Source organism: Nostoc sp. (genome assembly GCF_036917455.1).
GTDB lineage: Bacteria > Cyanobacteriota > Cyanobacteriia > Cyanobacteriales > Nostocaceae > Nostoc.
In genome coordinates, this window is record NZ_JBALDK010000169.1 from 15,446 (window position 1) to 42,132 (window position 26,687).

Annotated in this window: 17 protein-coding genes and 2 pseudogenes; 16 read left to right on the forward strand and 3 right to left on the reverse strand. The window is 40.0% G+C overall.

Going from position 1 to position 26,687, the window contains the following annotated elements; translation table 11 throughout:
* Positions 1-112: 112 nt before the first annotated feature.
* Positions 113-961 carry a hypothetical protein gene (locus V7K42_RS17680; RefSeq protein WP_334918279.1) on the reverse strand — a complete coding sequence of 283 codons (849 nt, stop codon included), beginning with the start codon at positions 959-961 and terminating at the stop codon, positions 113-115.
* Between the two features lie 716 nt (positions 962-1,677).
* Here V7K42_RS17680 and V7K42_RS17685 point away from each other — a divergent pair.
* The 5 genes and pseudogenes from V7K42_RS17685 to V7K42_RS17705 form a co-directional block, all read left to right on the forward strand.
* Positions 1,678-2,502: pseudogene (locus V7K42_RS17685) on the forward strand (PAS domain-containing protein); the annotation flags it as partial.
* Between the two features lie 135 nt (positions 2,503-2,637).
* A pseudogene (locus tag V7K42_RS17690) lies at positions 2,638-3,651 on the forward strand (sensor histidine kinase); the annotation flags it as partial.
* A gap of 11 nt (positions 3,652-3,662) precedes the next feature.
* Positions 3,663-5,180, forward strand: coding sequence for a hybrid sensor histidine kinase/response regulator (locus V7K42_RS17695; RefSeq protein WP_334918281.1), 1,518 nt, complete (start codon positions 3,663-3,665; stop codon positions 5,178-5,180).
* A gap of 147 nt (positions 5,181-5,327) precedes the next feature.
* Positions 5,328-6,491, forward strand: a complete 1,164-nt coding sequence (gene argJ, locus V7K42_RS17700) for a bifunctional glutamate N-acetyltransferase/amino-acid acetyltransferase ArgJ (protein ID WP_334918283.1) — start codon at positions 5,328-5,330, stop codon at positions 6,489-6,491.
* Between the two features lie 768 nt (positions 6,492-7,259).
* Complete coding sequence (locus tag V7K42_RS17705; protein WP_334918285.1) at positions 7,260-8,462, forward strand: AAA family ATPase; 1,203 nt, start codon at positions 7,260-7,262, stop codon at positions 8,460-8,462.
* A gap of 193 nt (positions 8,463-8,655) precedes the next feature.
* Here the strand turns inward: V7K42_RS17705 and V7K42_RS17710 are convergent, their stop codons facing one another.
* Positions 8,656-9,525 (reverse strand): response regulator transcription factor, encoded by an 870-nt coding sequence (locus V7K42_RS17710; protein ID WP_334918287.1) that lies wholly within the window; start codon positions 9,523-9,525, stop codon positions 8,656-8,658.
* Between the two features lie 355 nt (positions 9,526-9,880).
* Positions 9,881-11,839, reverse strand: coding sequence for a scytonemin biosynthesis sensor histidine kinase (locus V7K42_RS17715; protein WP_334918289.1), 1,959 nt, complete (start codon positions 11,837-11,839; stop codon positions 9,881-9,883).
* Positions 11,840-13,681: 1,842 nt separating this feature from the next.
* Here V7K42_RS17715 and V7K42_RS17720 point away from each other — a divergent pair.
* The 11 genes from V7K42_RS17720 (at position 13,682) to V7K42_RS17770 (ending at position 26,605) form a co-directional block, all read left to right on the forward strand.
* Complete coding sequence (locus tag V7K42_RS17720) at positions 13,682-13,834, forward strand: hypothetical protein (RefSeq protein ID WP_334918291.1); 153 nt, start codon at positions 13,682-13,684, stop codon at positions 13,832-13,834.
* Between the two features lie 98 nt (positions 13,835-13,932).
* On the forward strand, positions 13,933-15,804 hold the full coding sequence (gene scyA, locus V7K42_RS17725) for a scytonemin biosynthesis protein ScyA (RefSeq protein ID WP_334918293.1): 1,872 nt from the start codon (positions 13,933-13,935) through the stop codon (positions 15,802-15,804).
* 299 nt (positions 15,805-16,103) lie between these two features.
* Positions 16,104-17,165 carry a tryptophan dehydrogenase ScyB gene (gene scyB, locus V7K42_RS17730; RefSeq protein WP_334918295.1) on the forward strand — a complete coding sequence of 354 codons (1,062 nt, stop codon included), beginning with the start codon at positions 16,104-16,106 and terminating at the stop codon, positions 17,163-17,165.
* A gap of 25 nt (positions 17,166-17,190) precedes the next feature.
* A complete protein-coding gene (gene scyC, locus V7K42_RS17735; protein ID WP_334918296.1) occupies positions 17,191-18,162 on the forward strand; it encodes a scytonemin biosynthesis cyclase/decarboxylase ScyC in 972 nt (323 codons plus the stop codon).
* 49 nt (positions 18,163-18,211) lie between these two features.
* On the forward strand, positions 18,212-19,477 hold the full coding sequence (locus V7K42_RS17740; protein WP_334918298.1) for a ScyD/ScyE family protein: 1,266 nt from the start codon (positions 18,212-18,214) through the stop codon (positions 19,475-19,477).
* Between the two features lie 89 nt (positions 19,478-19,566).
* The gene (locus tag V7K42_RS17745) at positions 19,567-20,865 is read left to right on the forward strand and encodes a ScyD/ScyE family protein (protein WP_334918300.1); all 1,299 of its coding nucleotides are present in this window, start codon (positions 19,567-19,569) and stop codon (positions 20,863-20,865) included.
* Between the two features lie 156 nt (positions 20,866-21,021).
* Positions 21,022-22,218, forward strand: coding sequence for a scytonemin biosynthesis PEP-CTERM protein ScyF (gene scyF / locus V7K42_RS17750; protein WP_334918302.1), 1,197 nt, complete (start codon positions 21,022-21,024; stop codon positions 22,216-22,218).
* Between the two features lie 153 nt (positions 22,219-22,371).
* Positions 22,372-23,661, forward strand: a complete 1,290-nt coding sequence (locus tag V7K42_RS17755; protein ID WP_334918304.1) for a glycosyltransferase family 4 protein — start codon at positions 22,372-22,374, stop codon at positions 23,659-23,661.
* Between the two features lie 14 nt (positions 23,662-23,675).
* A complete protein-coding gene (gene tyrA / locus V7K42_RS17760; RefSeq protein WP_334918306.1) occupies positions 23,676-24,767 on the forward strand; it encodes a bifunctional chorismate mutase/prephenate dehydrogenase in 1,092 nt (363 codons plus the stop codon).
* 12 nt (positions 24,768-24,779) lie between these two features.
* Positions 24,780-25,427, forward strand: a complete 648-nt coding sequence (locus tag V7K42_RS17765) for a DsbA family oxidoreductase (RefSeq protein ID WP_334918308.1) — start codon at positions 24,780-24,782, stop codon at positions 25,425-25,427.
* On the forward strand, positions 25,421-26,605 hold the full coding sequence (locus tag V7K42_RS17770; protein WP_334918310.1) for a 3-dehydroquinate synthase: 1,185 nt from the start codon (positions 25,421-25,423) through the stop codon (positions 26,603-26,605). The genes V7K42_RS17765 and V7K42_RS17770 overlap by 7 nt, the downstream gene beginning before the upstream one ends.
* Positions 26,606-26,687: the final 82 nt, after the last annotated feature.

Below are 26,687 nucleotides of genomic sequence, written 5' to 3' on the forward strand. Positions count from 1 at the left end.
AGCAAACTCGGATGTAATTATAGGGACGCAATATCAATATATTGTGCCCCTACTAATCTAATCTGAAGTTGACAGAAATGACGGCTGTATGATTCTTACAGTGTGGTGAATACTATCTAGAACGAGTACCTGTTACTTCATTGGGATCATTATAAGTTCGGACTTTATCGCGATTACGAGCCAGACCGCCTAAACCGAGTAGACCAAATAAACCCAGCCAACCCCAATCAAAACCGCGATCGCTAGTTCTTTCGGAAGCTGTGACACCTGTATTCCTATTAGTACCTGTAGTGTCAGTGCCTGTAGTTCCAGTACCTGTAGTTCCACTACCTGTGGAATCAGTGCCTGTAGTTCCACTACCTGTGGAATCAGTACCTGTAGTTCCACTGCCTGTGGTTCCAGCACCTGTAGTTCCACTACCTGTGGAATCAGTACCTGTAGTTCCACCGCCTGTGGTTCCAGTACCTGTAGTTCCACTACCTGTGGTTCCAGTACCTGTAGTTCCATTGCCATTTATACCAGTGCCTGTAGTTCCACTGCCTGTGGAATCAGTACCTGTGGTTCCAGTACCTGTGGTTCCACTGCCATTTATACCAGTGCCTGTAGTTCCAGTACCTGTGGTTCCAGTACCTGTGGTTCCACTACCTGTGGTTCCACTGCCATTTATACCAGTGCCTGTGGTTCCAGTACCTGTGGTTCCACTACCTGTGGTTCCACTACCTGTGGTTCCAGTACCTGTAGTTCCACTACCTGTAGTTCCACTACCTGTGGTTCCAGTACCTGAGCTACTACCTGAGCTACTACCTGAGCTACTACCTGAGCTACTACCACCACTAGAACCTCCGCTACCGGAGCCTCCACTTTGGGCAAAAACAGAAGAAGGTAAGGATATAGAGGCGAAACTGATGGCAAAGACAGTAGCCAAAACAGTTTTAGATAAATCGAAAGGCTTTATAGTCATGGTTTCTTTTATGTTTTAGATTTCTGTGGTTGATTGATGTTCAAAACTGATATTTTCTACTCAATCCAGTGCTAAGTTAGGTAAATTTGGAAAAATAGTATAGATTGAGGATTCTTTCACCTATTTTGTGTTGGAAGTGTTGGAGAAAAAACTAAACCCATTTGATGCTTCCATAACACCTGAATATTTGTCATACCCAAACTAATTCATAATTAGTAATTACTTATTTATGATTCAGAACCTACGACTAGAGCCGCTTTCCCAAAAAAAGCAAGGTTTAAAATAAAGCTATATACACTTGCATCATAAATTTTAATTACTTATTATGAATTATTCTCTCATCGTTAAATTTAGGATAACATCTAGTTTTTTATTTAACTTCTACCATAAGAGTAAAAAAAATTCTATCCCAGGAATTATTTTTTCATTAAAATGAGTCTAGAAAACAAAGAAAAACGCTTATTTTACCTATCAAAATTTCTGTACCGAGATTTCAGCAACATTCTAGTACAGCACGGCGGAAATACACATACCATTTTTAAGCCTTGCAGTCCGCCGAATTTTTGTAGGTTTTAATGGTCTGCTTACTTCCGCCAAGCGGTACTAGATTATTCTCTGGCGAAAGTTATACAAGAATATACTCGGTTCGGTGAATCACCACTATTTAGCTAAAATTTGAGGAGTGTCGTTACTTTTGATACCATTCCTAAATTATAATGGAATTTTTAAATAATTTTTTCTCTGCTAGCCAGTTTATTCCTCACGGACATTGCTATCTCTGGAAACCAGGATTGGTGTGGTTGCATCTGGTTTCAGATGTGTTAACTGGATTTGCTTATTATTCAATTCCAGTTATGCTAGTTTATTTTGTCCGTAAACGGCGAGATGTGCCTTTCGACTGGATGTTTCTGATGTTTGGCGCATTCATCGTTGCTTGTGGCACAACGCATTTGATGGATGTTTGGACGCTTTGGTATCCTACCTATTGGCTATCAGGGCTACTCAAAGCTATCACCGCTTTTGTTTCCGTGTTGACAGCTATAGAACTTGTGCCATTAATACCCCAAGCACTAGCTCTACCAAGTCCTGCCCAGTTAGAGGCTGCAAACTACCAACTAGCAAAGGAAATTGCTGAACGCATACGAACTGAAGAGGTGTTGAGAGAAAGCGAACAACGCTGGCAATTAGCTTTGCGCGGCAATAATGATGGAATTTGGGACTGGAATGTTAAAACCAATGAAATTTTCTTCTCGGCTCGGTGGAAGGAAATGCTCGGTTATGAAGACTACGAAATTTTTAACCATTTAAATGAAAGGATAACACGAGTACATCCAGACGATCTCAACTGGGTGACACAAGCAATTCAAGATCACTTTGCTCAGAAAACACCGTTTTACATTACTGAGCATCGAGTTTTATGTAAAGACGGTACTTACAAATGGATTTTGGATCGAGGTCAAGCACTGTGGGATGAAGATGTTAAAGTAGTGCGGATGGTAGGCTCACATACTGATATTACTGAGCGCAAGCAAGCAGAGGAGGCAGTAAGCAATCTACTTAATCAGCTAGAAAATATGGTTGAGGAACGAACAGCAGAGTTAACAAGAATTAATAAATCACTACAGGCAGAAATTAGTGAGCGCCACCGAATAGGAGAAGCATTGCGGGAAAGCGAACAACGATTCCGTGCTACATTCCATCAAGCTGCTGTTGGCATCGCCCATGTAGCAATAGATGGAAGGTGGTTGTTAGTTAATCAGAGGCTTTGCGATATTCTCGGTTATACACCTGAAGAATTACAGTTCCTAACTTTCCAAAATATTACTCACCCAGATGATATTAACGCCGATCTAAAATATTTTGATAAAATTATAGCAGGTAATATTCAAACTTACTCAATCGAAAAGCGCTATTTCCACAAAGATAACTCCATCGTTTGGGTTAATTTCACCGTGTCTTTAGTGCGCGAACCTAGCGGGGAGCCAATATATTTTATTTCTGTCGTCGAAGATATTAGCGAACGGCAAGCTGTACTGCGCGATCGCAAGCAATGGGAAGAGCAAATCCAAACATCGCTTTTAGAAAAAGAGGTGCTATTAAAAGAAATTTACCATCGGGTCAAAAATAATTTACAGGTTATTTCCAGTCTGTTAAGTTTGCAATCTGCTTATATCAAAGACGAACACGATTTAGTAATATTCAAACAAAGCCAGCAACGGATTGCATCAATGGCTCTAGTACATGAAAAATTGTATCAGTCTCAAGACTTAGCAAGGATTAATTTTGGTGAATACATTCGAGATTTGGTAACAGATTTATTTACTGCTTATGAAGTCAATGAAGATGCGATCGCTCTGAACATAAATATTGACGATGGCGTATTTCTCGGCTTAGATACAGCAATTCCTTGTAGCTTAATTATCCATGAGCTTGTATCCAATTCTTTGAAATATGCATTTCCATCAGGTAGAGATGGTATTATATATATCGAAATTCACCAAAATCAAGAGCGTTGTGTTACACTTGTAGTCGGCGATGACGGAATTGGTTTACCACCAAATTTTAGTTTCAAAAATATAGCTTCTTTAGGTTGGCAGTTAGTAGATGCTTTAATAAATCAAATTTCAGGAAATATCAATATTAAAGGTACTAAGGGAGTAGAGTGTCAGGTGACATTTACATTAATATAAAAAACTAAAACATGACAACCGCAAAAATATTAGTTGTAGAAGATGAAGCTATTGTTGCCAAAGATTTACAATATCGACTTATAAAATTTGGTTATACAGTTCCTGTTATTGCTTCTTCAGGAGAAGAAGCAATTAGTAAAGCAGTAGAAATATCTCCAGATTTAGTGCTAATGGATATTAAGCTCAAAGGTTCAATGGACGGGATAGAAGCTGCCCAAGAAATCCATAAATATTTAGATATTCCAGTAATTTATTTGACTGCTTATGCAGATGATAAAACATTAGAAAGAGCTAAGATAACTGAACCATTTGGCTATCTACTCAAACCTTTCAAAGAAAAAGAACTACGAACAAATATTGAAATAACTCTAACTAAACATGGTTTAGAAAGGCAATTAAAAATAAATAAAAAATGGCTGGATGCACTTTTAAGAAGTATAGGCGATGCTGTGATTGCCAGCGATCTGCAAGAATTGGTAACTTTTATGAATCCCGTTGCTGAAAATCTGACTGGATGGAAACAGGAAGAAGCTTATGGCAAAAATTCATCAGAAGTATTCAATATTGCCAATGGAGAAACTCATAACTCTATTGAAAGTCCGATTGTAAAAGTCCTTCAAGATGGTATTATCGTTAGTCTCCCAGCAGAAACTATTCTGATTACTAGAGAAGGTGGAGAAATACCAATTGATGACAGTGCCGCACCTATTAAAGACGATAAAGATAATATTACGGGTGCTGTGTTAGTTTTTAGAGATATTACTGAGCGCAAACGAGCGATTGAGGCGCGTCAAAAGCAAATTGAGCAAGAGCAACTTGTGATGAAATGGGAGGAGATAAATAAACTTAAAAATGACTTTTTGAATTTAGTTTCCCACGAACTGCGATCGCCTCTGAGTAATATAAAGGTAATGATTCAAATTATACAATTATCTACTAGTACTGAGGAAACTCAACGCTATCTACAGCTGATGGAAGCCGAGTGCGATCGCGAGTTAGGATTAATTAACGATCTACTAGACTTACAACGGCTAGAAAGTTCATCATATCCAGTTATTACAACTGATGCGTTGCTTTTACACCAGTGGTTAACTTGGATGATTCAGCCATTTCAAATCCGCGTTCAACAACAGCAGCAAAATCTACAGTTAAATCTCCCTTCAAATCTCCCGCCATTGTTATCAGATAGCATAAGCTTAGAACGAATCTTAGTAGAATTGCTCAATAATGCCTGTAAATATACACCTGCGGGTGGTGAAATTATCCTAAGTGTCAGCTACAACTCCTTGGAAACGCCTGCAAAAACTATTATTACTACCAGTAATTCCGCAGAAATTCCCGCAACAGAGTTACCACGAATCTTTGATAAGTTTTATCGCATCCCCAATGCAGACATCTGGAATCAAGGTGGTTCTGGATTAGGTTTACCTATAGTACAGAAATTAGTCGAACAACTGCAAGGAAACATTAAAGTAGAAAGCGGTAACGGCTGGACAACATTTACCCTTACATTAACTGATTTATTATAGGCTTTTAGCTTCTATTAAAAATTTGATAAAATTTATCCGACATATCAATTATTAGATGCGTACATCCATACGCCTCTAATAATTGATATAGCAAATATTTCTATAAATGTTATGGGATAATAAAAACAATTTACTAGATTCAAAAAAATGTCATTAAATTTATCTTCCACACCTCAAGGTTTTAGTGCATTTATTACAAATTTAGGAATCCGCGATGCAACTGATGATTTTGTATTTATTAAATCATCAGTTCCTTGTATTGCAGATGGAGTCTTCACTCAAAGTCTTTTCGTCGGGCCAAGTGTTACTATTAGCCGCGAGAACTTAAAAGATTCACAAATAGAAGGAATTGTCGTTATATCTAAGAATGCAAATGTTGCTAATGGTGCTGTTGGCATCGCTGATGCCCAAGAGGTTCTACAATTAGTTGCAACTGAAACTGGAATTGCTGCACATAATATTGCGATCGCTTCTACAGGCGTGATTGGCAGACGTTACCCGATTGAAAAAATCCGAGCAGGTTTATTAGGATTAGGAAAAAAATTGACTCCTGCTGATTTTAATGCCGCAGCCCGTGGTATTATGACCACCGATACAGTACCGAAAATAGCTACACGGCAAATAGGTAATGCCAAGCTGGTAGGAATTGCCAAAGGTGTCGGGATGATTGAGCCTAATATGGCTACACTTCTAACTTTCTTTTTTACCGATGCTGCGATTTCTGCAAATAGCCTTCGTTCTATTTTTCGCTCTACTATAGATAGAACCTTTAACTGCCTGAGTGTGGACACTGACACTTCTACTAGTGACTCCGCCGTGATTCTAGCTAATGGAATAGCTGGTGAAGTTTCAGAAGCGGATTTTGCCAGTGCATTGCAAGAAGTTGCACAAGAATTGGTGCTGAAAATTGCTAGAGATGCAGAAGGTGCTACCAAAATTATTCAGGTAACTGTAGATTCAGCAATTAACTATGCACAAGCTAAAAAAGTAGCTAAAGCAATTGTCAATTCCCCATTAGTAAAAACCGCCGTTTATGGAGCAGATCCAAATTGGGGAAGAGTTGCTATGGCTATAGGTAAATGTGAAAATGAGCAAGATATAAATCCAGAACGAATTGTTATCAGTTTTGATAATGTTAAAGTTTATCCTAATAGCTTAACTAGTGAAAATCTGGAACAGTTACGCCAAATTATGTCTAAAGATAAAGTAGATATTCATGTTAGCCTCAATATTGGCGAGGTTTCTGCAACTGTATGGGGTTGCGATCTTTCGGAGGGTTATATAGAAATTAATGGCAAATACTCAACTTGATTAACAAGAAGAGATACAAAATTCTGCGTTTCTACATCAGTTGATGCTACAGCTTCATCAGAACACACCCTACGAGATTCAAGACTGGATTATGTTTTTTGACTTGTGTATACAGGTTAGCCCTTCCAGAAATGAGAGAAACTTTGGTGTTAGTCAAAAGTGCAGTTATGTGCTTTAGGTTACAAAAAAATCCACAGTGATGATACTAGTACAACACGCTGGAAAAAAACAGACCATTCCAAATCAACGAAACACTTATGCTGCATGAATTTTGAATTCCTACTTGCGGTACTAGTCGTCATCTAGAGATGGATATAGTAGCGCAAGTATAGTAAGGGACTGGGGACTGGGGACTGGGTGAAAAGTCTTTTTGTGTCTAAGTTTCATCATCTGTTGATGTCCTAACCACCAAGGCTTGTGCTGTACATCAAGAGCTAATTGCTTTGTCAAAAAAGTTGACGCAGGTAGTAATATTGTAATACAGTATATTACATAAATAATGGGTTAGATTAAAAAGACTTCCTAGCCAGTACAACACGGTGGAAATAAAATTAACACTTGTACGTAATACCATTTCTAGATGAAGACGCATAGAAAGAACCCCATCGCCTGCGGCACCTCCCCAAGGCATCGGGGAGGTTGGGAGGGGTAAAAATCATGTGCAGCTTCACAGAGAATTGGTATAAATAGTTGATATTACAAGAAAATTTTTTACAATTTCATCCTTAACACCAAATAACTTTATTAACGCTGCATAACTAAACAAATATGGATTTTGACTATTTTAGAAGCAATGAAGGCACTCCTGCAAATAATACCCGACAAAGCTTGCTTGCTAGTGGTTGGCGACCGTTTAACCGAGAATTAGACTGGGGGTTTTTGTGGCAACTTTTGTCTAGTGACTCCCGCGAATTAACTCAAAAAAGTTTGAATTTAGCGAGTAATGTTGCTGATATTTTGGGACGAAATAATTATGCTTGGTGGGCTAATTTCTTAAATATTGTATCTGAGAATACCCGCTACGAAGTGGAAAAATTTTGGAATTACATTACCCCAGATCCTCAATCACCAGATCATCGCTACAAAGATGTTTTGAGTACGGAAACGCCCATTGTCCAATTTGTTAGTCGTAGTAGCATTCCCATTGATTATGTTCTGAACCGACTGCAAGAAATTACTGTATTACGAGTTTTGGGTGTGTTAGGTAATCCTGACATTATTACTCAGTATTATTCAGAAAGAGATTTTTATTTTCCTATAGATAGATTTATTAGCTGGGAGCGCTTAGACGTTATTAATACTGTTTATGCTTACTGGGCGAAGTATGACGTTTGGTTGCAAATCGATCCCTACGATCGCGGGCGACGACAATATAGCTTAATGGCCAGAAATCTCGCACCACTAATTAACAAAGCGACTTATGACTTAGCAGTAATGCTGAGTGGGTATCAAAGTCGTGTAGGTAAAGTTCACAGCCAATTTAACATCCGCACATTTCCGACAGATATCCAAAACTTTACTGATTCTGTACAGCAAGCGATTCTGAATCAAAACCAGTTAGCGGTTGTTGTACATGGTCAACCAGGTACTGGTAAAACAGTCTGGACACAAGCAGTAGCAAAAGAAATTCTTGTACCTTTAGGGTATGTAATTTTTATTTTAGATCATGATGCGATCGCTAATTTCGTTCCCCCAACTTACATAGAGCGTATTTGTATCGTTATTAACGAAGCTGATAATCTAGCGCAAAATCGCGCTTCCGAGGTAGCGCAATACAACAATAAAACCGAACATATTCTCAGTTTACTGGATGGCACTTTGTATCAAAGTGTCATTGATGAGTCTGGTATTCAGATGCAGCAACGGTTAGTTATCTTGATGACTTGTAATACTACTGAAAGATTAGATCCAGCTATGTTACGTAAGGGGCGGGTGGATTTAATATATGAGTTTACGCAACTATTTATTTAAATTGGGTAATGTGATTTCACACAAACCTTGATACATATAGGTTTATCCTAACCAGGGGGAATCGAATTGCTTGCGGCATACTGCGTGAACGCGGCTACACAAACTGAACAGAAATTGAGGTTTTCAAACTCACGGAGGTGGGTTTTGTCTGTATAGACGCAGCTTATAACCACCCTTTTAAGTTTCAGTTCTTTCACCAGAGTTTCACCTGTTTTTGCGATCCAAGCTGATGCTGCTTGCGCCAAGCCTGGGGAGGTAAACCGTGATGCTGGCGAAACTGGCGGGAGAAATGAGACACATCTTGATAGCCTAATGCTTTCGCTATCTTCTCGACTGTCTGATTATCATTTTGGAGTAAAAAACGAGCGCCCGCCATCCGGCGTTTGACAATCCAGCAGTTTACAGTCTCTCCCGTCTGTCTTGCAACTCGGTTAGTTAAGTAAGCAGGTGAGTAACCAACAGCAACAGCCACATCACACAAAGTAATTCCTTGATGATAATGGGCTTCGATAAAGTCGAAAACTTCTTTTAATTGGGGAATGGAGGGAAAGATTGATTGAGAAGGGATCGTGGCTTCTTTCTCAGGGGTTTCTACAGGTGCGATCGCAGCTGAGGTTTTATCTACAAATACTGATTTTAGAGCTTTCTCAGATTTCATCGTACACCAGTTTTGCAGAGTAGCTTGTTTTTGTAGCCGGATAGCGATCGCTCTGAGCAATTCGTCTAGTGTAGAGGGTTTGGTAAGATAATCATCTGCTCCCAATTCCATAGCTTTGCGAACATCTGCTTTGTTACTACTCCCAGTCAGAAAAATAAAGGGAATAATTGCTGTCAGAGGATCTTGGCGTAGCGTACTTAAAACGCCATAACCATCTATATCGGGCATCGTAATATCGCAAATCACTAAGTCGGGTATACACTCTTGTACTTGTTGGATACCAGCAAAACCGGTGTCTGCACTGATTGTATCAAAACCTTTAGCCTTAAGACCTTTTAAATAAAGATCGCGGGTAACATTATCATCTTCAATGACGAGAATTTTATTTGGCGATTCGTGGATCATTTTTATTCCCATAACTTTTTGCAGAAGCTAGTTCCTATTAGACTGTGGCCGAACTTTGCCTATCTTTAGAGGATGTTTTAAAAGTGTTTGGCTGTGTTTTTAGGCTTTTCGTTCCCCCCTAGCCCCCTTTTTAAGGGGAATTTAGGAGGATCTAAAAGTATTTGATAAATCGCTAGCAGATTTTAAAATATCCTCTTAATCTGGCTTAGTTGGATTTATACTGTGCTGCATTCATTTTTTTTGTGAGTATGTAAATAGGCATAAGCTCAATTATTTGGTTCCAAGAGTTGTGATTGTTAAGTTATTAATTAATAACTAATCTTGATTTGAACATTCATAACTCGGAAATAGTAAATTATGATTTGATTAATGGCAGAATCACAGAGAACATAGTGCCCACACCAATTTGACTTTCTACAACAACTTGACCATGATGTAGGTCTACAAGGGTTTTAAGAATCGATAATCCTAATCCAGTGCCAGGTATATGATCGATATTACTACCACGGTAGAATGGCTCAAATATTCGTTGTTGATCCAGTGCTGAAATACCGATCCCCCTATCTTTAACCTGGAAAATTACTTGCTCTTTTTCACAAGAGAGTTGTAATTCAACTGTCATACCTGAGAGGGAATATTTGATTGCATTATCGAGCAAATTCTTTAAAATTGGCTCTAAAAGTTTTTTGTCTATGCAGGCTTTTAGATAATTTTCTTGACTAACAAACTGAATTGGAATTTGCCTAATGCTCATCTGCATTTGTGCTACTAAATCATTACAAAAATCAACTAATTCAAGGGGTCTAGGTTCACAGTTTATTTTTGCTGCTTCTGCCTTAGAGAAAAATAGAATATCATCTAACATCTGACCGAGTTGTTCGGTAGCTTTTTGAATATGATCTAGTAATGGTTGAATTTTCTTCTGTGTACGTTTGTCTACTTCTTCCTTTAGTAAACTATTAGAAAATGAAACAATATTCAACGGTGTACGGAATTGATGGCAAACCATAGAAAGAAAACGCGCTCTAAGTTCGCTAAGTTGTTTTGCTTGTTCTAAAGCTTGATTAAGACCTAATTCTGCATATTTGTAATCGGTAATATCAACGCCCGCAATCATTTCTACTGGTTTTCCTCCAAAATCTAGCACTCCATCCAACATTACAACTGCACAAGCTAGCCAGCGCTCTGTACCGTTTTTTGTCAGAATATTCATTTCCTGATATTCAAAGTTAGTTGCTTCATTTTGCTTACGTACCTGTCTGCTTCTTTTGCTCTTAATCAGTCGGCGAAGATCAAAACCTGTTAATAGTTCCTCTTTTGTGTAGCCAGTAAGTTGCTCTACTGCTGGATTTATGTAGCAAAGCCGTGTGCCTTGAATCAGAAAAGTGCTGGTATCTGTCGTTTCGGCTATTGTCCGAAATCTAACTGCGTTTAGCCGCAATGCTTCTTCAGTCTGTTTCGATTCAGTAATGTCCCAAATACTCCAGACTCTACCAATAATTTTGCCATCCAACAAATGAGGCTTAGAGTAGTGTGCAAAAACTCTCCCATCTTTCAATTCCAGAATGTCATAGCTCTCGAAATCGGATTGGCTAGACACTTCCCAAATTAGCCGACTAAAGGCTTGTGGATCTTTAAGTTGCTTCTCAAAAAAGGCTTTGCATCGAGGACATTTTTTAGATAATATTAGGAACTGGGGGATCTGCCACATATCCACAAATTTCTGATTCAAGCTCAGAATATCTCCCTCAAAGTTAACTGCAACAATACCAATGGCAGTAGATTCAAGAGTAGAACGAAGTAAAGAAAGAGATGTTTCTAGTTCTAGCTCTTTTGCTTTTAGTTGAGAAAATTCCTGTTGCAAATCGTCTTTGGCATCCTTTAATTCATTAGTCCACTTTTGCACGCTCAGTTCTACTATTTCATCACTTATTTCCCGAGCAAAAGCACAGCCAATTTCTAAATCTTGTTGTTTTAGATAGCTAATAGATATTTCTACCAGAAATATCCGACCTCCTTTTGTCCGGTAGCGAGATTTAAAGGTAGTAGAACCTTCTGAGCTAATATTTGACCAATTGTGTAGAGAAAAATCTACGTCTATATCATGCAACCTCATAGAGAGTAATTCTTCACGAGAATACTCAGTCATCTGGCAAGTAGCATCGTTGACGTAGAGAAACTGTGTATTTTCTCCTAAACAAAAAGCAGCATCTACAGCTTGATTTATTAAAAAGTGAGCAAACTTCATTTCTACTTCTGGCTGTAGTGGCCATTGAGTCTTTGATCTAGGTAATCTATAATCGCCAGAATTCATATCTCTACTTGCTCCTGGTAATTAATTAGCACCATAGCCATTAATGAGTCAATAGTCATAACTGACTAAAATCTTTGGTGCAGTGTTAGGCAATTAATAAATAGAAGTAGTTAGTAAATTAAAAATATTACTAACTTAACAAATCTTATTGTACCAATAAAAAAGGAATAATTTAACCAATTTTTCTTAAAATCCCCCAAGATGTAACCTGGAATTTATGATTGACTTAAACAGTTTTTTATGAATGCAAAAAATAGACAAATCAAATTAAGATTAGTCAAGAGACCTTATTAGACAAAAGTTCAGAACTCTCGATCTATAAGTAGAAAATAAATTTTAAATTTCAACTAATACCGCTTCTCGTAATTCGTAATGATGCTCTCTACGAGACGCTGCGCGTAGCTTGCTTCTCCTTCTTCATTATGCGGACTCGCTTTTTCGTGTCACCAACGTAATTACCGTTACGTAAAGGTTTTGGACATTTAAAATGGGTGGTTTATTTGCGCGAAACTATATATTACAGCACTGCATAAATTTACGTACCTTTAACACCGGGAGAGATGGTAGCCTTTGCACCATAGTTAAGGAATGGTTCATCAACCCAAAGTTGCGAGGTTTCGACTGGGAAAAGGTTAAATAAGAAAAATTTTTGTCTCTTACCTTTTCTCTCACCAAGGACTTTGACCAACTACTCATGTAGAGTCGTTTGATTATCAACATAAATGAATTTACCGAGCTTGGCTTGGCTTGAATCAACAAACTTTGACTTATTGGTTCATTTTCTTAATTTATCTTAACTTACTCTCTCAGGGATTTAACTACAGAAGAATATGCTTAGTCATCCGTCGTAAGGAATACATATATTTTGCAAAAACACGGATAATTTTACGTTGACTTTTTCAGAACGAAAGGCCATCTATACAAAAAATACAACTGTACTAAAGTAATTTGTATAATTTCGTGTATGATTTTGTCAAAAAGCAACATTTTAGTGAAAATCTAAGTAAGTTTTGATAAACGATGCGTCATAAAAAATAGATTTGATGATGTTGTTGACTCAGAAATCGCCTCACTCGGAACGACTTGGGAGCAAAATTTTTCTAGTTATTTATCAAGTTTTATATATTCAGCGCTTTGTCATCCCTCAAAAGACACATAAAAAATTAAGGTCTTATGTCTTTCTCGTTACAAAGAATTGACTCGATAAGTTTTTGGTGGCAGTATAAGGAGCGCGAAACTGTTGTAAGCTGTTGTGTTTTTAATTTGCACATTGAGACAGTGGGGGAGCAGAGGAGAGGGTTTATAGGTTTTACCTAAAAGATTATGAGGCAACTTGTAGGCGCGACAACTTAGTTCAACCCATCTTTTAAGGCAAGTTGGAAAGTTAAAGGTAGTCGCCCATTGGGAACTACCTGAAAGAAGAAAAGCAAAAGAATTGACAGCTAAATCAAAAGATTTTCTATTGTAAATTTGGTGATGTGTTTTAGTAGCGATCGCAGCTTCTCAGTTTTTCAGAATTACTAAGTTGAAAATGTCGCAATCGCGACAACAGCGAAAGAATTGACACTTTTATCAAAATTTATCAAAAAAATTATCATTGCAGATATGCTTTCATTAGAGTATTGATCAGAAGTTAAGAATCTCTGCAAGTGGTTGAATCAGTAAGTTGGTACTATTAAAGATAACTATGTAAAGCTTTGTAAACATTCTGAGATGTGCTTGAGTTAAGCTTAATTGCTTGTTTACATACCTTTATATGGTTTAGTTTTTTCCGCAAATCTACTTAAGTACTTTAGTCATTACAGTAGAAGCGAAAAATTTGACACCTCCATCAAAAGATTTTTGATTGCACATCAGTCATCATCCCCTCTATTGTGGTTTCTAGAAGCACAGCCTTACTTGCTGTATGCTTTGCAAAAATTTTTTGGTAGTGCGCTCACAACCACCAATCAGCAGCAATCAACCGCTTCTACCATTGTTAAAACTCAGTCATAGCTGTCATAAACAACAGAGTTGTTCATAGTAAATATTACTAGCGCTGTGATTGTAAACTAAAAATCCTTTGTGTAACTTTATGTAATTGCGTGAAACCAATGAGTCAAAACTATACTGGTTCAAACTCTCATCTCATCACCACTGAGCCATACAAAGAATTTCCAGCAAATAGATATGTAGAATCTTCTCGTCAGCTTGATGAATCGGAGAATAACGAGGAAATTCAGCCTTTTTTAAATGACGAAACACCCGCAACGCTCTCAGTTGCTGATGCGATCGCTCAGATGTTAGAAAATTTGGGAGTAAGCTACGCTTTTGGTGTCGCCGGTGGTGCAATGGCGAGCCTTTGGGGGGCGCTGTCAAATAGCAGTATAGAAGTGTTGAACTTCCGCCATGAAGCAGGAGCAGCCTTTGCAGCCACCGAAGCTTACTTTGCGAATAATCGCCCCACTGTAGTTTTTACCACAGCCGGGCCGGGGATCACTAACGCACTGACTGGGTTATTTGCAGCTCGTGGTGAAGGTGCAAAGGTAATTTTGTTATCGGCTTGTACCTCAGCACCGCAGCGGGGACGCTGGGCAATTCAAGAAACCAGCACTTATACATTGCCCAGTGGAGGAATTTTTACATCAGGAGCGCTATTCAACTATGCAATCACCATTGAATCTCCGGCTCAACTTCCGCAGATTTTCCGCAAACTTGCTTTAGCGATGGCGCAACCAGGCGGATTTGTTGCCCATTTGAGCATTCCTACTGCTGTGCAGACAAGTTTAGTTGAGGATGTAGCTTTGCCTCAACTAGATGTTTCTCCGTTTCCGATGACTGCTTCAAAAGAAGCGATCGCTAAATCTGTAGAGTTATTATCATCTGGGCCCTTTGCTATCTGGGTTGGTTTCGGTGCGCGTCATGCAGCAGACGAAATCCTCAAACTCGCTGAAAAAACTGGAGCAGCCGTCATCTGCTCACCCCGTGGTAAAGGTATCTTTCCCGAAGATCATCCCCAGTTTGTGGGTGTCACAGGTTTAGGGGGTCATGCTTCTGTCTTAACTTATATGGAAGAACAACCTCCACTACACACACTCGTATTAGGAACCCGCCTTGGCGAACCGACTTCCTTTTGGAGTTCGGCGCTAGTTCCCAAAGGAGGCTTTGTCCATGTAGATATTGACCCAGAAGTGCCAGGTGTAGCCTATCCACACGTTGAAACTTTCGGGGTTCGGTCTGATATCAAAGCTTTTGTGGAAGAGTTATTGCAGCAATTACCGGATGCTCCTGATACCGCAATATCGCTACCTCGTCCAGAACGCAAAGCAATTGAACCTGCACCAGACGTAGATTATCCAGTGCGGCCAGAAGTATTGATGGCTGCCATTCAAAAAATCGTTGTTGAAGGTAGTGATGCGATAGTAATGGCGGAGTGTGGTAACTCCTTTACTTGGTCAACTCATTTATTGCAATTTGCCCAAGCCAATCGTTATCGAGTCAGCACCGGAGTCGGCGCAATGGGTCACGCTGTTACTGGAGTGTTGGGTGCAGCGCTGGCGAACAATACTAAGGCTGTAGGGATTGTTGGCGATGGAGCAATGCTGATGAATAACGAAATCAGCACAGCCGTGAAATACAAAATTCCCGCAATCTGGATTGTCCTCAATGATGCACGTTACAACATGTGCCATCAAGGGATGAAAATCTTGGGATTAAAGGGCGCAGATGCAACACTTCCACCGACAAACTTCGCCATGATTGCTCGTGGGATGGGAGCAGAAGCGATCGTGGTTGTTAGAGAGTCGGATATGGAAGCGGCATTAGAACAAGCGATCGCATCATCTGTTCCGTTTCTCATTGATGTAGTCATTGATGCCGATCGACCAGCACCTTCTGGTGGACGTAATAAGAGTTTGGCGGCACAAGGAGTTAAATCAAGTCCAGCTAAAAGTGCAGCCAAGCAAGTTTCATTTCCAATGGTTTGATTTGAAAAGCTGGCAATTTCATTCAATTGTTATAGACACTGAAACCCCAACAAACGGACTTTGTAATATATGTCTGATTGATACATTCGCAGTCTTAGTCTACTCACCAAAGGACAAGGATGAAGTACGAATTTATAATCCGAAAAAGCCTTTCCAGCTAACAACTACACCACTAAACTGGAGCTTGATTTTTTTATTTTTAAGGACTTACTTATTCTTACTTCATCCTATCTTAATATTCGAGACTGCTTTTTTTCTATTTCTTTACATTTCGTAATTCTAATTACTTTGAGGTCAAGATGCTGCTATTTGAAACTGTTAGAGAAATGGGCCACGAACAAGTTTTGTTTTGTCATGGTAAAAATCCTGAAATTAAGGCAATTATTGCTATCCATGACACAACTTTGGGCCCAGCGATGGGAGCTACAAGAATCTTGCCCTATGTCAACGAAGAAGCTGCTTTAAAAGACGCACTTCGTCTCAGTCGGGGGATGACTTATAAAGCTGCCTGTGCAAACATTCCGGCTGGTGGTGGCAAAGCAGTTATTATTGCTAATCCTGAAAATAAAACAGAAGAACTGTTAAGAGCTTACGGACGTTTTGTTAACAGCCTCAATGGACGTTTTATTACCGGGCAAGATGTCAATATTACCCCTGATGATGTCCGAACAATCAGTCAAGAAACGAAATATGTTGTTGGAGTCTCAGAAAAATCTGGTGGGCCTGCTCCCATAACATCATTAGGAGTTTTTCTCGGAATTAAAGCTGCTGTAGAGTCTCGTTGGCAGAGCAAAAGACTTGATGGTATGAAAGTTGCCGTTCAAGGCTTAGGAAATGTCGGAAAAAATCTCTGTCGGCACTTACATGAGCATGATGTCAAGCTTTTTGTTAGCGATGTAGATCCAGCAAAAGCAGAAGAGATAAAACGGCTTTTTGGCGCAACTATTGTAGAACCAACTGAAATTTACTCCCTTGATGTAGATATTTTTTCTCCTTGTGCTTTAGGAGGAATTCTTAATAGTCATACAATTCCTTTCCTGCAAGCTTCTATTATTGCTGGTGCAGCTAATAATCAATTGGAGAATGAGCAATTACATAGTCAAATGCTTACCAAAAAGGGGATTATTTACAGCCCAGATTATGTAATTAATGCCGGAGGATTAATCAACGTTTACAACGAAATGATCGGTTATGACGAAGAAAAAGCTTTCAAACAAGTACATAACATTTATGACACGCTGTTAGCAATTTTTGATATCGCCAAAGAGCAGGGAGTTACTACCAACGATGCTGCGAAACGATTAGCCGAAGACCGTATCAACAATAGTAAGCGAAGCAAGACTCAGGCGATCGCAGCTTAATTTTTATTATCTTCAGGAGGGAAAAGTGGAAAAAAATACTTTTGCGACATCAGCTTATATTGCAACTTCACCAGAGAATGCCTTTAACTATCTTTGTAGTTTAAAAAACTTGGATGAATGGACACTTTATAGTCGGATGAAAGAGCAAATTGACGAAGATACCTGGCTAGGAACTGCATCAGGTTATCACAAAAATCTCTATTATCACGTTAAAAAACTAGAAAATCCACTTTTCTATGGCATTGAATGGCACTGTGGATTAGAGTATCAAAAATATTTTCAAGTTTACCCTGTTCTGCTATTTCCCACCGAATACATTGAACCAGGGACAGATGAAAAAGGTGTGTACTTCCATTGGCTGAGTTTTGTCGATCCCAAACGACAGACTCAGATGATTATGCAGGGAATTCATACAGTACACACTTCTGAATGTCGTTCTCTCAAAGGTAATTTGGAACGTAAAGCTGGTCTGACCTCAGCAGCGAAAGGAAGTCACTTTATTGATACCGACACAATTTATGTTGATGCCCCAATTGAAATCGGCATTGAATACTTAAAAGACTTACGAAATGTAGATGAGTGGGCGCATTTACTCCGTCCAAATGGTGATATTACTTCCGAATCAGGTGAATTCAAAGATGAATATGATCAAAATGTAAAAGTTTCTGTACGAGTTCATAGTCTGAGTAAATACTACTTGCTTGAACAAGAGCATTTTTATCCAGAGTACGAATATTATCAGCGTTCTGTAGCTTTACTTATCCCAACCGCATACTCTTTCGCTGACCCCGAAGCTTCTGGTTTTATTTTGCATCGAATTACATTCTGGAAAACAGATGGAACTGTTAGCCACGGCAAACTTCAAATTGAAGATTTTGGTGCTGAAAGCATGAACATCAAACGTTTACTCGAAGCCAAAGCTGGCAATCTAAAATCATTTGACCGAGGAATGAGCTATCTGCCAAAAATTCAAGAGGAACTAGTCATTGGTTATTAGTCATTGATCAAATAACAAAGGACGAATGACTAATGACAAAGAACGAAATATGAAACTGAAGCCACTTACTATTACTATCCTCACTTTTTGTATTGCCGCTTTTTCTGGAATGAAAACTGCCTCAGCTACATCATTTTCAGTAATCGCCGATGGTTTATACAATGCCGGAGGTCTGAGCTTTGGGCCTGATGGTAATCTCTATGTCACAGAGGCGGGAATCGGGGGAAGTGGAGGTTGCGTTCCACCAGCAAGCGGTCAAGGCGATTCATTATGTTATGGCGCAACTGGAGCAGTTACTAAAATTGAGAATGGTAAAACCGAACGCATACTTACAGGACTTCCTTCCTTAGCATTACCAGATGGCACTGGAGGCGCTGGCCCTCGTGACATCAAATTTGATGCTACAGGTAAACCTTATGTTCTGATTGGGTATGGGGCGAATCCGGTCTTTCGCGATCGCAATTTAGGTTACACTGACCTCGGTAAAATCATCGCTCCCGATTTTAATACCAACTCCTGGACGACTATTGCCGATTTAGCTAACTATGAACTCGCCAACAATCCCGATGGTGGTGATGTCGGTAGTAATCCCTTGGGTTTGGCAATAGATGGCAATAAGTTAGTCGCAGTTGATGCAGGTGCAAATGACTTACTCAGCGTTAATACTGATGGTAGTAATTTGCAAGCTATTACTACATTCCCTGAAGACATATTAGCTAATCCCATCTTTCCACCCTCTGGTACTCCATCCAATGAACCAGCACAAGTGCCATCTCAAGGTGAAGAGGTGCCATCGGAGTTTGCAAGCCAGGCAGTCCCCTCAAGTGTGACCAAAGGCCCTGATGGTGCTTATTATGTCAGCCAATTTACTGGTTTTCCCTTCCCTGAAGGTGGGGCAAAAATCTATCGAGTTGGTGCTAATGGGATACCAACAGTTTTTGCCGACGGTTTTACCCAACTCACAAACTTGAAATTTGATGCTGAGGGCAACTTATATGCTTTGCAGTACGCCAATCAGTCAGCCTGGAAGGGTAATCTGGATGGTTCTGTCATCAAAATAGCTGCTGATGGAACTCGCACAACTCTGCTGAGTGGCAATGGATTAGAGGCACCTAGCGCCTTGACTATTGGTGCTGATGGTGCGGTATACGTCACCAACCGAAGCGATCGCCCAGGATTTGGCCAAGTTCTCAGAATTGAGAATACCAAATCTATCCCTGAACCTGATTCTACTTTAGGCGTATTAGCGATCGCAGCCTTGGGCGTTGGTTGGTTGCACAAGAAAAGAACCCCATTACTAATTCGTAATTCGTAATTACGAATGCTCAAGTAAAGAGTTTCAAACCAATTGCGCGTTTAAATCCATAAAGTTTTCCACTTACTTAATTCTCAATCTCCAAAGGTATGAAACTCAAATCATTTACTCTTACACTTTTGACTGTTTGCATTGCTGCCGTTTCTGCACCCAAAGCTGCCGAAGCTGCAAGCCTAACGGTAGTTGCCGATGGTCTTAGTAATCCACGTGGCATCGGCTTTGATTCTACTGGCAATCTTTATGTTACAGAAAGTGGTTCTGGCGGTGATGGAAAAGACGGAAGATGTATTGCATCACCTAGCGCCGGGTATATTCCTTTATGTGCTGGTCAGAATGGTTCCCTGCTCAAAATTGGTCAGGACGGTACAAAAACAAGTATTATTTCAAATCTAACTTCTTTAGCATTATCGCCTTCTGGAGAACAAGCAGCCGGGCCTGCGGATATCAAATTCGATGGTTTAGGTAACGCTTATCTTTTGACAGGTCTTGCAGGCGATCCAACCAACCGTGACACCGTTTTAAAATCGCCCGACCTCGGAAAATTATACAAAGTAGACTTAAAAACTGGGGGGTTAACAACTCTTGCGGATTTTGGAGCTTATGAAACTGCATTTAATCCTGATGGTACTGATATAATTTCTAACCCCTATGCTTTTGCAATTAAAGGCGAGACTGCTTATGTAGTTGATGGGGGCGGAAACAGTATCTATACTGTAGGACTTGATGGCAGTGGGATTAAGAACGTCGCCGCAGTTCCTGAGAAAGTGATAGATAGAAGCAAACTTGAGTTTCCCGATCTTGGGCCTGGTGTAGATCCATCTACACTTCCTGTAACCCAGCAATCAGTACCAACTGGAATTGCGATCGCTCCAGATGGCAGTTTAACAGTCAGTGAATACACTTATTTCCCCTATCCAGAGAAAGAAGCGCGAATCTTTAGCTTTGACCCTAATACGTTGCAGTCAAAAGTTATCGACGATGGCTTCACACAACTGACTGGTGTAGCTTATGACCCTGATGGCAACTTATACGCCTTGCAACACATCAATCATTCCGAATGGAAGGAGATTCAACAGGGCGGTATTATCACTGGTGATATTAGTGGTTCTTTGATAAAAATAGGCACTGATGGGACTCGTGAAACTATTTGGAGTGGTGATGGACTAGAAGCTGCTTCTGGTATCACTTATGGGCCTGATGGTGATTTATATATCTCAAATCGAGCCAGACTCGCAGGAACAGGACAAATTATCAAGATCGATCCCAGAGTAACCAAAGTCCCCGAACCCACCTCTGCAATCGGTCTGATAGTTGTTGGTGCTTTAGGTGCAAGTTCGGTGTTAAAGCGCAAACGCAGCAAAGAATTAGTCAAAGTAGAAACTGTTTAATTCCTGGTAAAGCTTACAGAATAGGCTGCTGCCTCATAGAGAAAGTTGCATTTCAGACAAGAGGCAGTAGCCCAAATTTTCGGGTTCCTAAACTGGGACTGGGAACAAAATTAGTCTAGGAAAGAGTATAACTCATACAACTAAGACTTCAAACTCATGGGATTAGTCAAAAATTTGTCAATCGGAATTCTCGGTACTGGATTCATGGTGTTGGCAACAGTAGCCCAAGCTAAGGCTGTAACATTAACTTACAACACGAGCATTGGTAGCCCCGGCTTTGGGCCAGGGCAACTGTTTGTACCTCAAGGCATAACAGTGGATGACCAAGGGAATACCTACATAGCTAACGGACGCGGTGTTAACCCAGATGGTACTCCTAACTACAACGTCGGTGACAAAATTGAAAAATTTAGTCCAAGCGGTCAGTATATTGGAGCAATTGGCTCCGGCGGCACAGGGCCCGGACAGTTTGACGAGCCAACAACTGTAGACTTTAATCCCGTGACAGGGGATTTGTATGCAGGTGATGTTTACAACAACCGCATCAATCAATTCAATTCTCAGGGTAACTTTATTAGATCCTTTGCCAATGGGGATTTTACCGGTCTTATATCAGGTAGGATTTTCTTTGGGCCGTCTGGTGTAACATTTGATAAAGCTGGTAACGTTTACGTAGGTGATTTTAACGGCGAAAGAATCCTTAAATTCACATCAGACGGACAGCAAATTGGTGTCATTGGTGGCACTGTGGGCACTGCACTTGGGCAATTCCAAGGTGTAGCAGGTATAAGAATTTCCCCAGTTAGTGGAAATATCTTTGTAGCTGACCAGTATAATAACCGCGTTCAAGTACTCGATCCAAATGGTAAACCTCTGTACACATTTGGTTCAGCAGGTAGCGGACCTGGACAGCTTCTTCAGCCAATTGGCATCGAAGTGGACGAATTTGAGAATGTTTATGTAGCTGATTCTATCAACAGCCGCGTTCAGGTGTTTGATAAAAACGGTAACTTCTTGACTTCCTACGGTCAACCAGCCCTAGATGCATCAGGCAACCCAGTCTCGCCTCCAGGATTAACTGACCCCCCATTTGGCAATCCCCTCGACCTCACACCAGGCAGATTTAACTGGACGGGTGGCACAAGTTATAAAAATGGCAAACTTTACGTGGGCGATTTCTTTCAAGGTCGTGTCCAAGTGTTAAACGTAGAAGGCAGACAGCAAGTGCCGGAACCTTCTTCAACATTGGGTTTTGCATTGCTTGGACTTGGGGCTGCTACCATCATATTGCGGAAACGTGGACAACAAAAGCCAGTCTTCAGTTTAGAAAAAGAACTGCAAAAACAGTGCTAAATAATTACTAATTCGTAGTTTAGTAGGATGCGTTATGCCCTTGGCTAACGCACCATCTCAATAATTTTGGTGCGTTACGCTTTGCAGTAACACATCCTACTAATTGTAATTACGAATTACCAAATCGAGGTGCTTCCAGGAAATTAATAATTCATGCACATTCTGATTTATTCATACAACTATCATCCAGAACCAATTGGTATTGCACCTTTGATGACTGAACTAGCAGAAGGGCTGGTGAAGCGAGGACATCAAGTGCGGGTAATTACAGGTATGCCTAACTATCCTCAGCGTCAGATTTACGACGGGTATCGAGGTAAGTTATATGTTACTGAACAGAAAAACGGTGTCAAAATTCAGCGTAGTTATCTGCGGATTAAGTCTAAACCCAACCTGATAGATCGGCTACTGCTAGAGTTGAGCTTTGTCTTTACAAGTTTGCCACAAGCACTCAAGGGTGAGCGACCTGATGTAATTCTCTTAACAGTACCGCCGTTATTAGTTTGTTTACCTGCAACTTTGATAGGTTGGTTATACAACTGCCCAGTAGTGCTGAATGTGCAAGATATCCTTCCAGAAGCTGCTGTGCGTGTTGGGCTAATTAAAAATAAGTTGATGATTAAAGCTCTGGAAGCTTTAGAAAAATTTGCTTACCGAACTGCACATACCATTAGCGTAATTGCCGATGGCTTTGTAGATAATTTAATAAATAAAGGTGTACCTGCTAATAAAATTGCCTGCATTCCCAATTGGGTGAATCTAAATTTTATCCGCCCTTTACCGAAGGAGAAAAATTATTGGAGAGCTACTCATCAACTCAATGGTAAATTTGTAGTGCTTTATTCTGGTAATATTGCTCTCACGCAAGGTTTGGAAACAGTAATAGAAGCAGCAGCCCATTTGCGTCATCTAAAAGAAATTGTCTTTGTCATAGCAGGCGAATCTCAAGCCCTCGAAAGGTTGCAAAAACATTGTCTTGCTTGTGGTGCAGATAACGTTTTACTTTTACCATTGGAAGTGCGAGAAAAACTACCACAAATGTTAGCAGCCGCAGATGTCGGGTTGATTGTGCAAAAGCGCAATGTAATTTCTTTCAATATGCCTTCTAAAATACCACTGTTGTTAGCCAGTGGTCGCCCGATTGTGGGTTCTGTTCCTGCCGTCGGGACTGCTGCCAAAGCCATCCGAGAAAGTGGCGGTGGCGTTATCGTTGAGCCTGAGTCAGCAGATGCTTTGGCGGCGGCGGTGCTGGATTTATATAATCAGCCGGAATTAGCAGCGCAACTAGGGCGTAAAGGAAGAAAGTTTGCAATAGAAAACTACTCCTTTGAGCAAGCGCTAGACTGGTATGAAGAGTTATTTGCTGATGCGATCGCCAAAAAAGCAACAACTTTGGATATCTTACCAGAAATGAGTTCTAAGGAATCACTTGTTGATATTTGAAAATTGGAAGAAAAATGCCTCTGCAATCCTCTTATTCAGATCGGCTTAAAAAAACTGACCAGAGTTTGATCGCCTTATTAAGCGATCGCATATCATTATTAGCAGCATCAGAACAGCCTTCTTTAGATGAACAACTCGCTGATGTCGCTCCCCTACTGGCTCAAGCTGGTATTCCTGAGTCTGTTTGGGCGGGTGTAGTAAATAGTTGCTATGCCAGTCTTACCCCTAAATCTGCTACAAATCATGTTATTCCCAGACAAGTTACCATCATTGGTGGACGCGGCAGGATGGGAAGATTATTTAAAGAACAGCTTTCAGTAGTAGGTCATAATGTTACTGTTCTCGAACATGATGATTGGGAATACGCAGAACAACTGTTAAATCAGGCAGAATTAGTATTAGTAAGTGTTCCTATTCAATATACGGTTGATGTTATCAAGCGGGCAGCAAAATATCTTGCCCCAACTACAGCTTTGTGTGACATCACAAGTATTAAGACTCAGCCAACTCAAGCAATGCTCGAACACCATTCTGGGCCAGTTATGGGTTTACATCCAATGTTTGGCCCAAATATTAAATCGTTTTTAGAGCAAAAAGTGGTAGTGTGTCCAGGTCGAAACGATGATTCATTTCAATGGTTATTAGACTTGATTAAAAGTCAAGGTGGTGAGTTAATTGCTTGTACGCCTGAAGAACACGATCGGATGATGGTGATTATTCAAGCAACCCAGCATTTCTGTAGATTTAGTCTTGGTGTTTTCTTAGCACAAGCAAAAGTGGACGTAGAACAGAGCTTAACAATGTCTACTCCTAACTATCGTCAAGAAATCGATATTTTAAAACGTTTGTTTTCCCAAAATCCTAATTTATGTGTCGATATTATGCTAGCTACAGAAGAAAGGTGTAATGCAATTAGCTTTTTAGCTAATACTTACAGTCGTTTGGCTAGATTGGTTATGAGGAAGGATAGAGATGCATTAATTAAAGAGTTTGAAAATACTCAAAGCTTTTTTGAAGAAAAAATTACTACTTTTTTACAGCCTTTAAATACAACGGCTATCCAACGAGATTTTAAACCACAAATGCATACAAATATTAGCATCTAAATAGCAAAAACTATGCTGATAGACATTTTTCACGATACCGTTTGCCCCTGGTGCAGAATTGGAAAAAAGCATCTGTTTGATGCACTAGCACAATGGCAAGAACAAGAAGTACATATCCGATGGCATCCCTTTATTCTGGATAACACTATTCCTGCTGAGGGGTACGAGTTTCGTAGCTTTATGCAAATTAGAAAAGGTATAAAAGCGGAAGAACTGCAACATTTGTTTGATTATACGCAATATGCAGGTGAGTTAGCTGGAGTCAAATTAGATTTTGAAAAAATCAATTTGGCTGTCAATACTAAGCTTTCGCACCGACTGATTACACTCGCACCAGAAAAGGTAAAGAATAATGTTGTAGAAGCCATTTATAAAGCTTACTTTGAAGATGGTTTGAATATCGGAGATATTGATGTTCTTATTGCCATAGGTACAGCTTACAAAATGGATTATAGAGAATTATGGCTGCAATTGAGTGATGATGCTACGGTTAAAGGTTTTGTGGCTGAATCAATATTTAGTCGGCCGAATGACATCAACAGTGTGCCGTTCTTCATTATCAATAATAAAGTCAAGATAAATGGTTCTCACTCGGTAGAAATGTTCCTACAAGCTTTTAATCGTGCTGCACTTTTAGATATACGCGCAAAAATATGGTAGTTGACATCAAGCAAAAAAGTAGATTAATTCATCAACGTGTTTCGGTTATTTTTAACTACGAGGTTTACTTTACCCAAAATTTATTTGAGTTGAAAAACCCCACACTAGCGCAAGTGATTACAGCAGATGAGGAGACAAAGCCGAAGAAATTAGTTGCAGTGGTAGACGCAGGAATATTAAAGTATCAACCGGAATTGGTGAAGCAATTAGTTGCGTATACCAAGTTTTATGGAGAGGTGCTAGCGATCGCAGCCGAACCCATGATAATTTCGGGAGGAGAAGCTGCCAAAAACGATCGCACTTTAGTAGAGCAAATCCAGCAACTCATTGAAACAGCCGGATTATGTCGCCATTCTTATGTGTTAGCAATTGGGGGCGGGGCGGTATTGGACTTGGTAGGATACGCTGCTGCAACTGCTCACCGGGGAATTCGCCTAATTCGGGTTCCGACAACGGTGTTAGCACAAAATGATTCTGGGGTTGGGGTAAAAAACGGCATTAATGCCTTTGGTAAAAAGAACTTTCTCGGCACATTTGCGCCACCTTATGCAGTTGTAAATGATTCTGCCTTTTTGACAACCCTAGACGATCGCGATTGGCGTTCTGGGATTGCAGAAGCCGTGAAAGTGGCGCTGATTAAGGATGCTAACTTTTTTGATTTTATCCACTCTCACAGCAAAGCCCTTGGGCGGCGAGACATGGATGCTATGGAACAGGTTATCTATCGTTGCGCCCAGTTGCATTTAGAACATATTGCCAATAGTGGCGATCCTTTTGAAATGGGTTCGTCTCGTCCCCTGGATTTTGGACATTGGGCGGCTCATAAACTGGAGCATTTGACAAATTATCGCTTGCGTCATGGCGAAGCAGTTGCGATCGGTATCGCTTTGGATAGCACCTATTCTTATTTAATCGGATTGCTTGATTGCTCAGAATGGCAACGAATATTAAATACTTTGTCGGCGTTGGGTTTCACACTGTATGTGCCAGAAATGGCCCAGAATTTATCACAATTGGAGCATCCTGATTGTTTATTCAGGGGTTTAACTGAGTTCCGCGAACACTTGGGTGGAGAGTTGACTTTAATGTTGTTACAAAGGATTGGGAAAGGAATTGAGGTTCATGAGGTAGATTTGTTTTTGTATAGGCAAGCAATATCACTTTTACAGGAGTTTTAGAATTGTAGGATTAGCCAGGGCTATTTCATTCTCATCTAGCCCGCCTCAGAATTTATTCTGAGTCTAAGAGGTTATTTGAAAA

Excerpts from the sequence above, each read along its gene's own strand:
- scyF (WP_334918302.1), top strand. The coding sequence starts at position 21,022 with ATGGGATTAGTCAAAAATTTGTCAATCGGAATTCTCGGTACTGGATTC.
- V7K42_RS17680 (WP_334918279.1), bottom strand. The coding sequence starts at position 961 with ATGACTATAAAGCCTTTCGATTTATCTAAAACTGTTTTGGCTACTGTC.
- V7K42_RS17745 (WP_334918300.1), top strand. The coding sequence starts at position 19,567 with ATGAAACTCAAATCATTTACTCTTACACTTTTGACTGTTTGCATTGCT.
- V7K42_RS17740 (WP_334918298.1), top strand. The coding sequence starts at position 18,212 with ATGAAACTGAAGCCACTTACTATTACTATCCTCACTTTTTGTATTGCC.
- V7K42_RS17695 (WP_334918281.1), top strand. The coding sequence starts at position 3,663 with ATGACAACCGCAAAAATATTAGTTGTAGAAGATGAAGCTATTGTTGCC.
- V7K42_RS17710 (WP_334918287.1), bottom strand. The coding sequence starts at position 9,525 with ATGATCCACGAATCGCCAAATAAAATTCTCGTCATTGAAGATGATAAT.
- scyB (WP_334918295.1), top strand. The coding sequence starts at position 16,104 with ATGCTGCTATTTGAAACTGTTAGAGAAATGGGCCACGAACAAGTTTTG.
- V7K42_RS17755 (WP_334918304.1), top strand. The coding sequence starts at position 22,372 with ATGCACATTCTGATTTATTCATACAACTATCATCCAGAACCAATTGGT.
- tyrA (WP_334918306.1), top strand. The coding sequence starts at position 23,676 with ATGCCTCTGCAATCCTCTTATTCAGATCGGCTTAAAAAAACTGACCAG.
- V7K42_RS17770 (WP_334918310.1), top strand. The coding sequence starts at position 25,421 with ATGGTAGTTGACATCAAGCAAAAAAGTAGATTAATTCATCAACGTGTT.
- V7K42_RS17765 (WP_334918308.1), top strand. The coding sequence starts at position 24,780 with ATGCTGATAGACATTTTTCACGATACCGTTTGCCCCTGGTGCAGAATT.
- argJ (WP_334918283.1), top strand. The coding sequence starts at position 5,328 with ATGTCATTAAATTTATCTTCCACACCTCAAGGTTTTAGTGCATTTATT.
- scyA (WP_334918293.1), top strand. The coding sequence starts at position 13,933 with ATGAGTCAAAACTATACTGGTTCAAACTCTCATCTCATCACCACTGAG.
- V7K42_RS17705 (WP_334918285.1), top strand. The coding sequence starts at position 7,260 with ATGGATTTTGACTATTTTAGAAGCAATGAAGGCACTCCTGCAAATAAT.
- V7K42_RS17715 (WP_334918289.1), bottom strand. The coding sequence starts at position 11,839 with ATGAATTCTGGCGATTATAGATTACCTAGATCAAAGACTCAATGGCCA.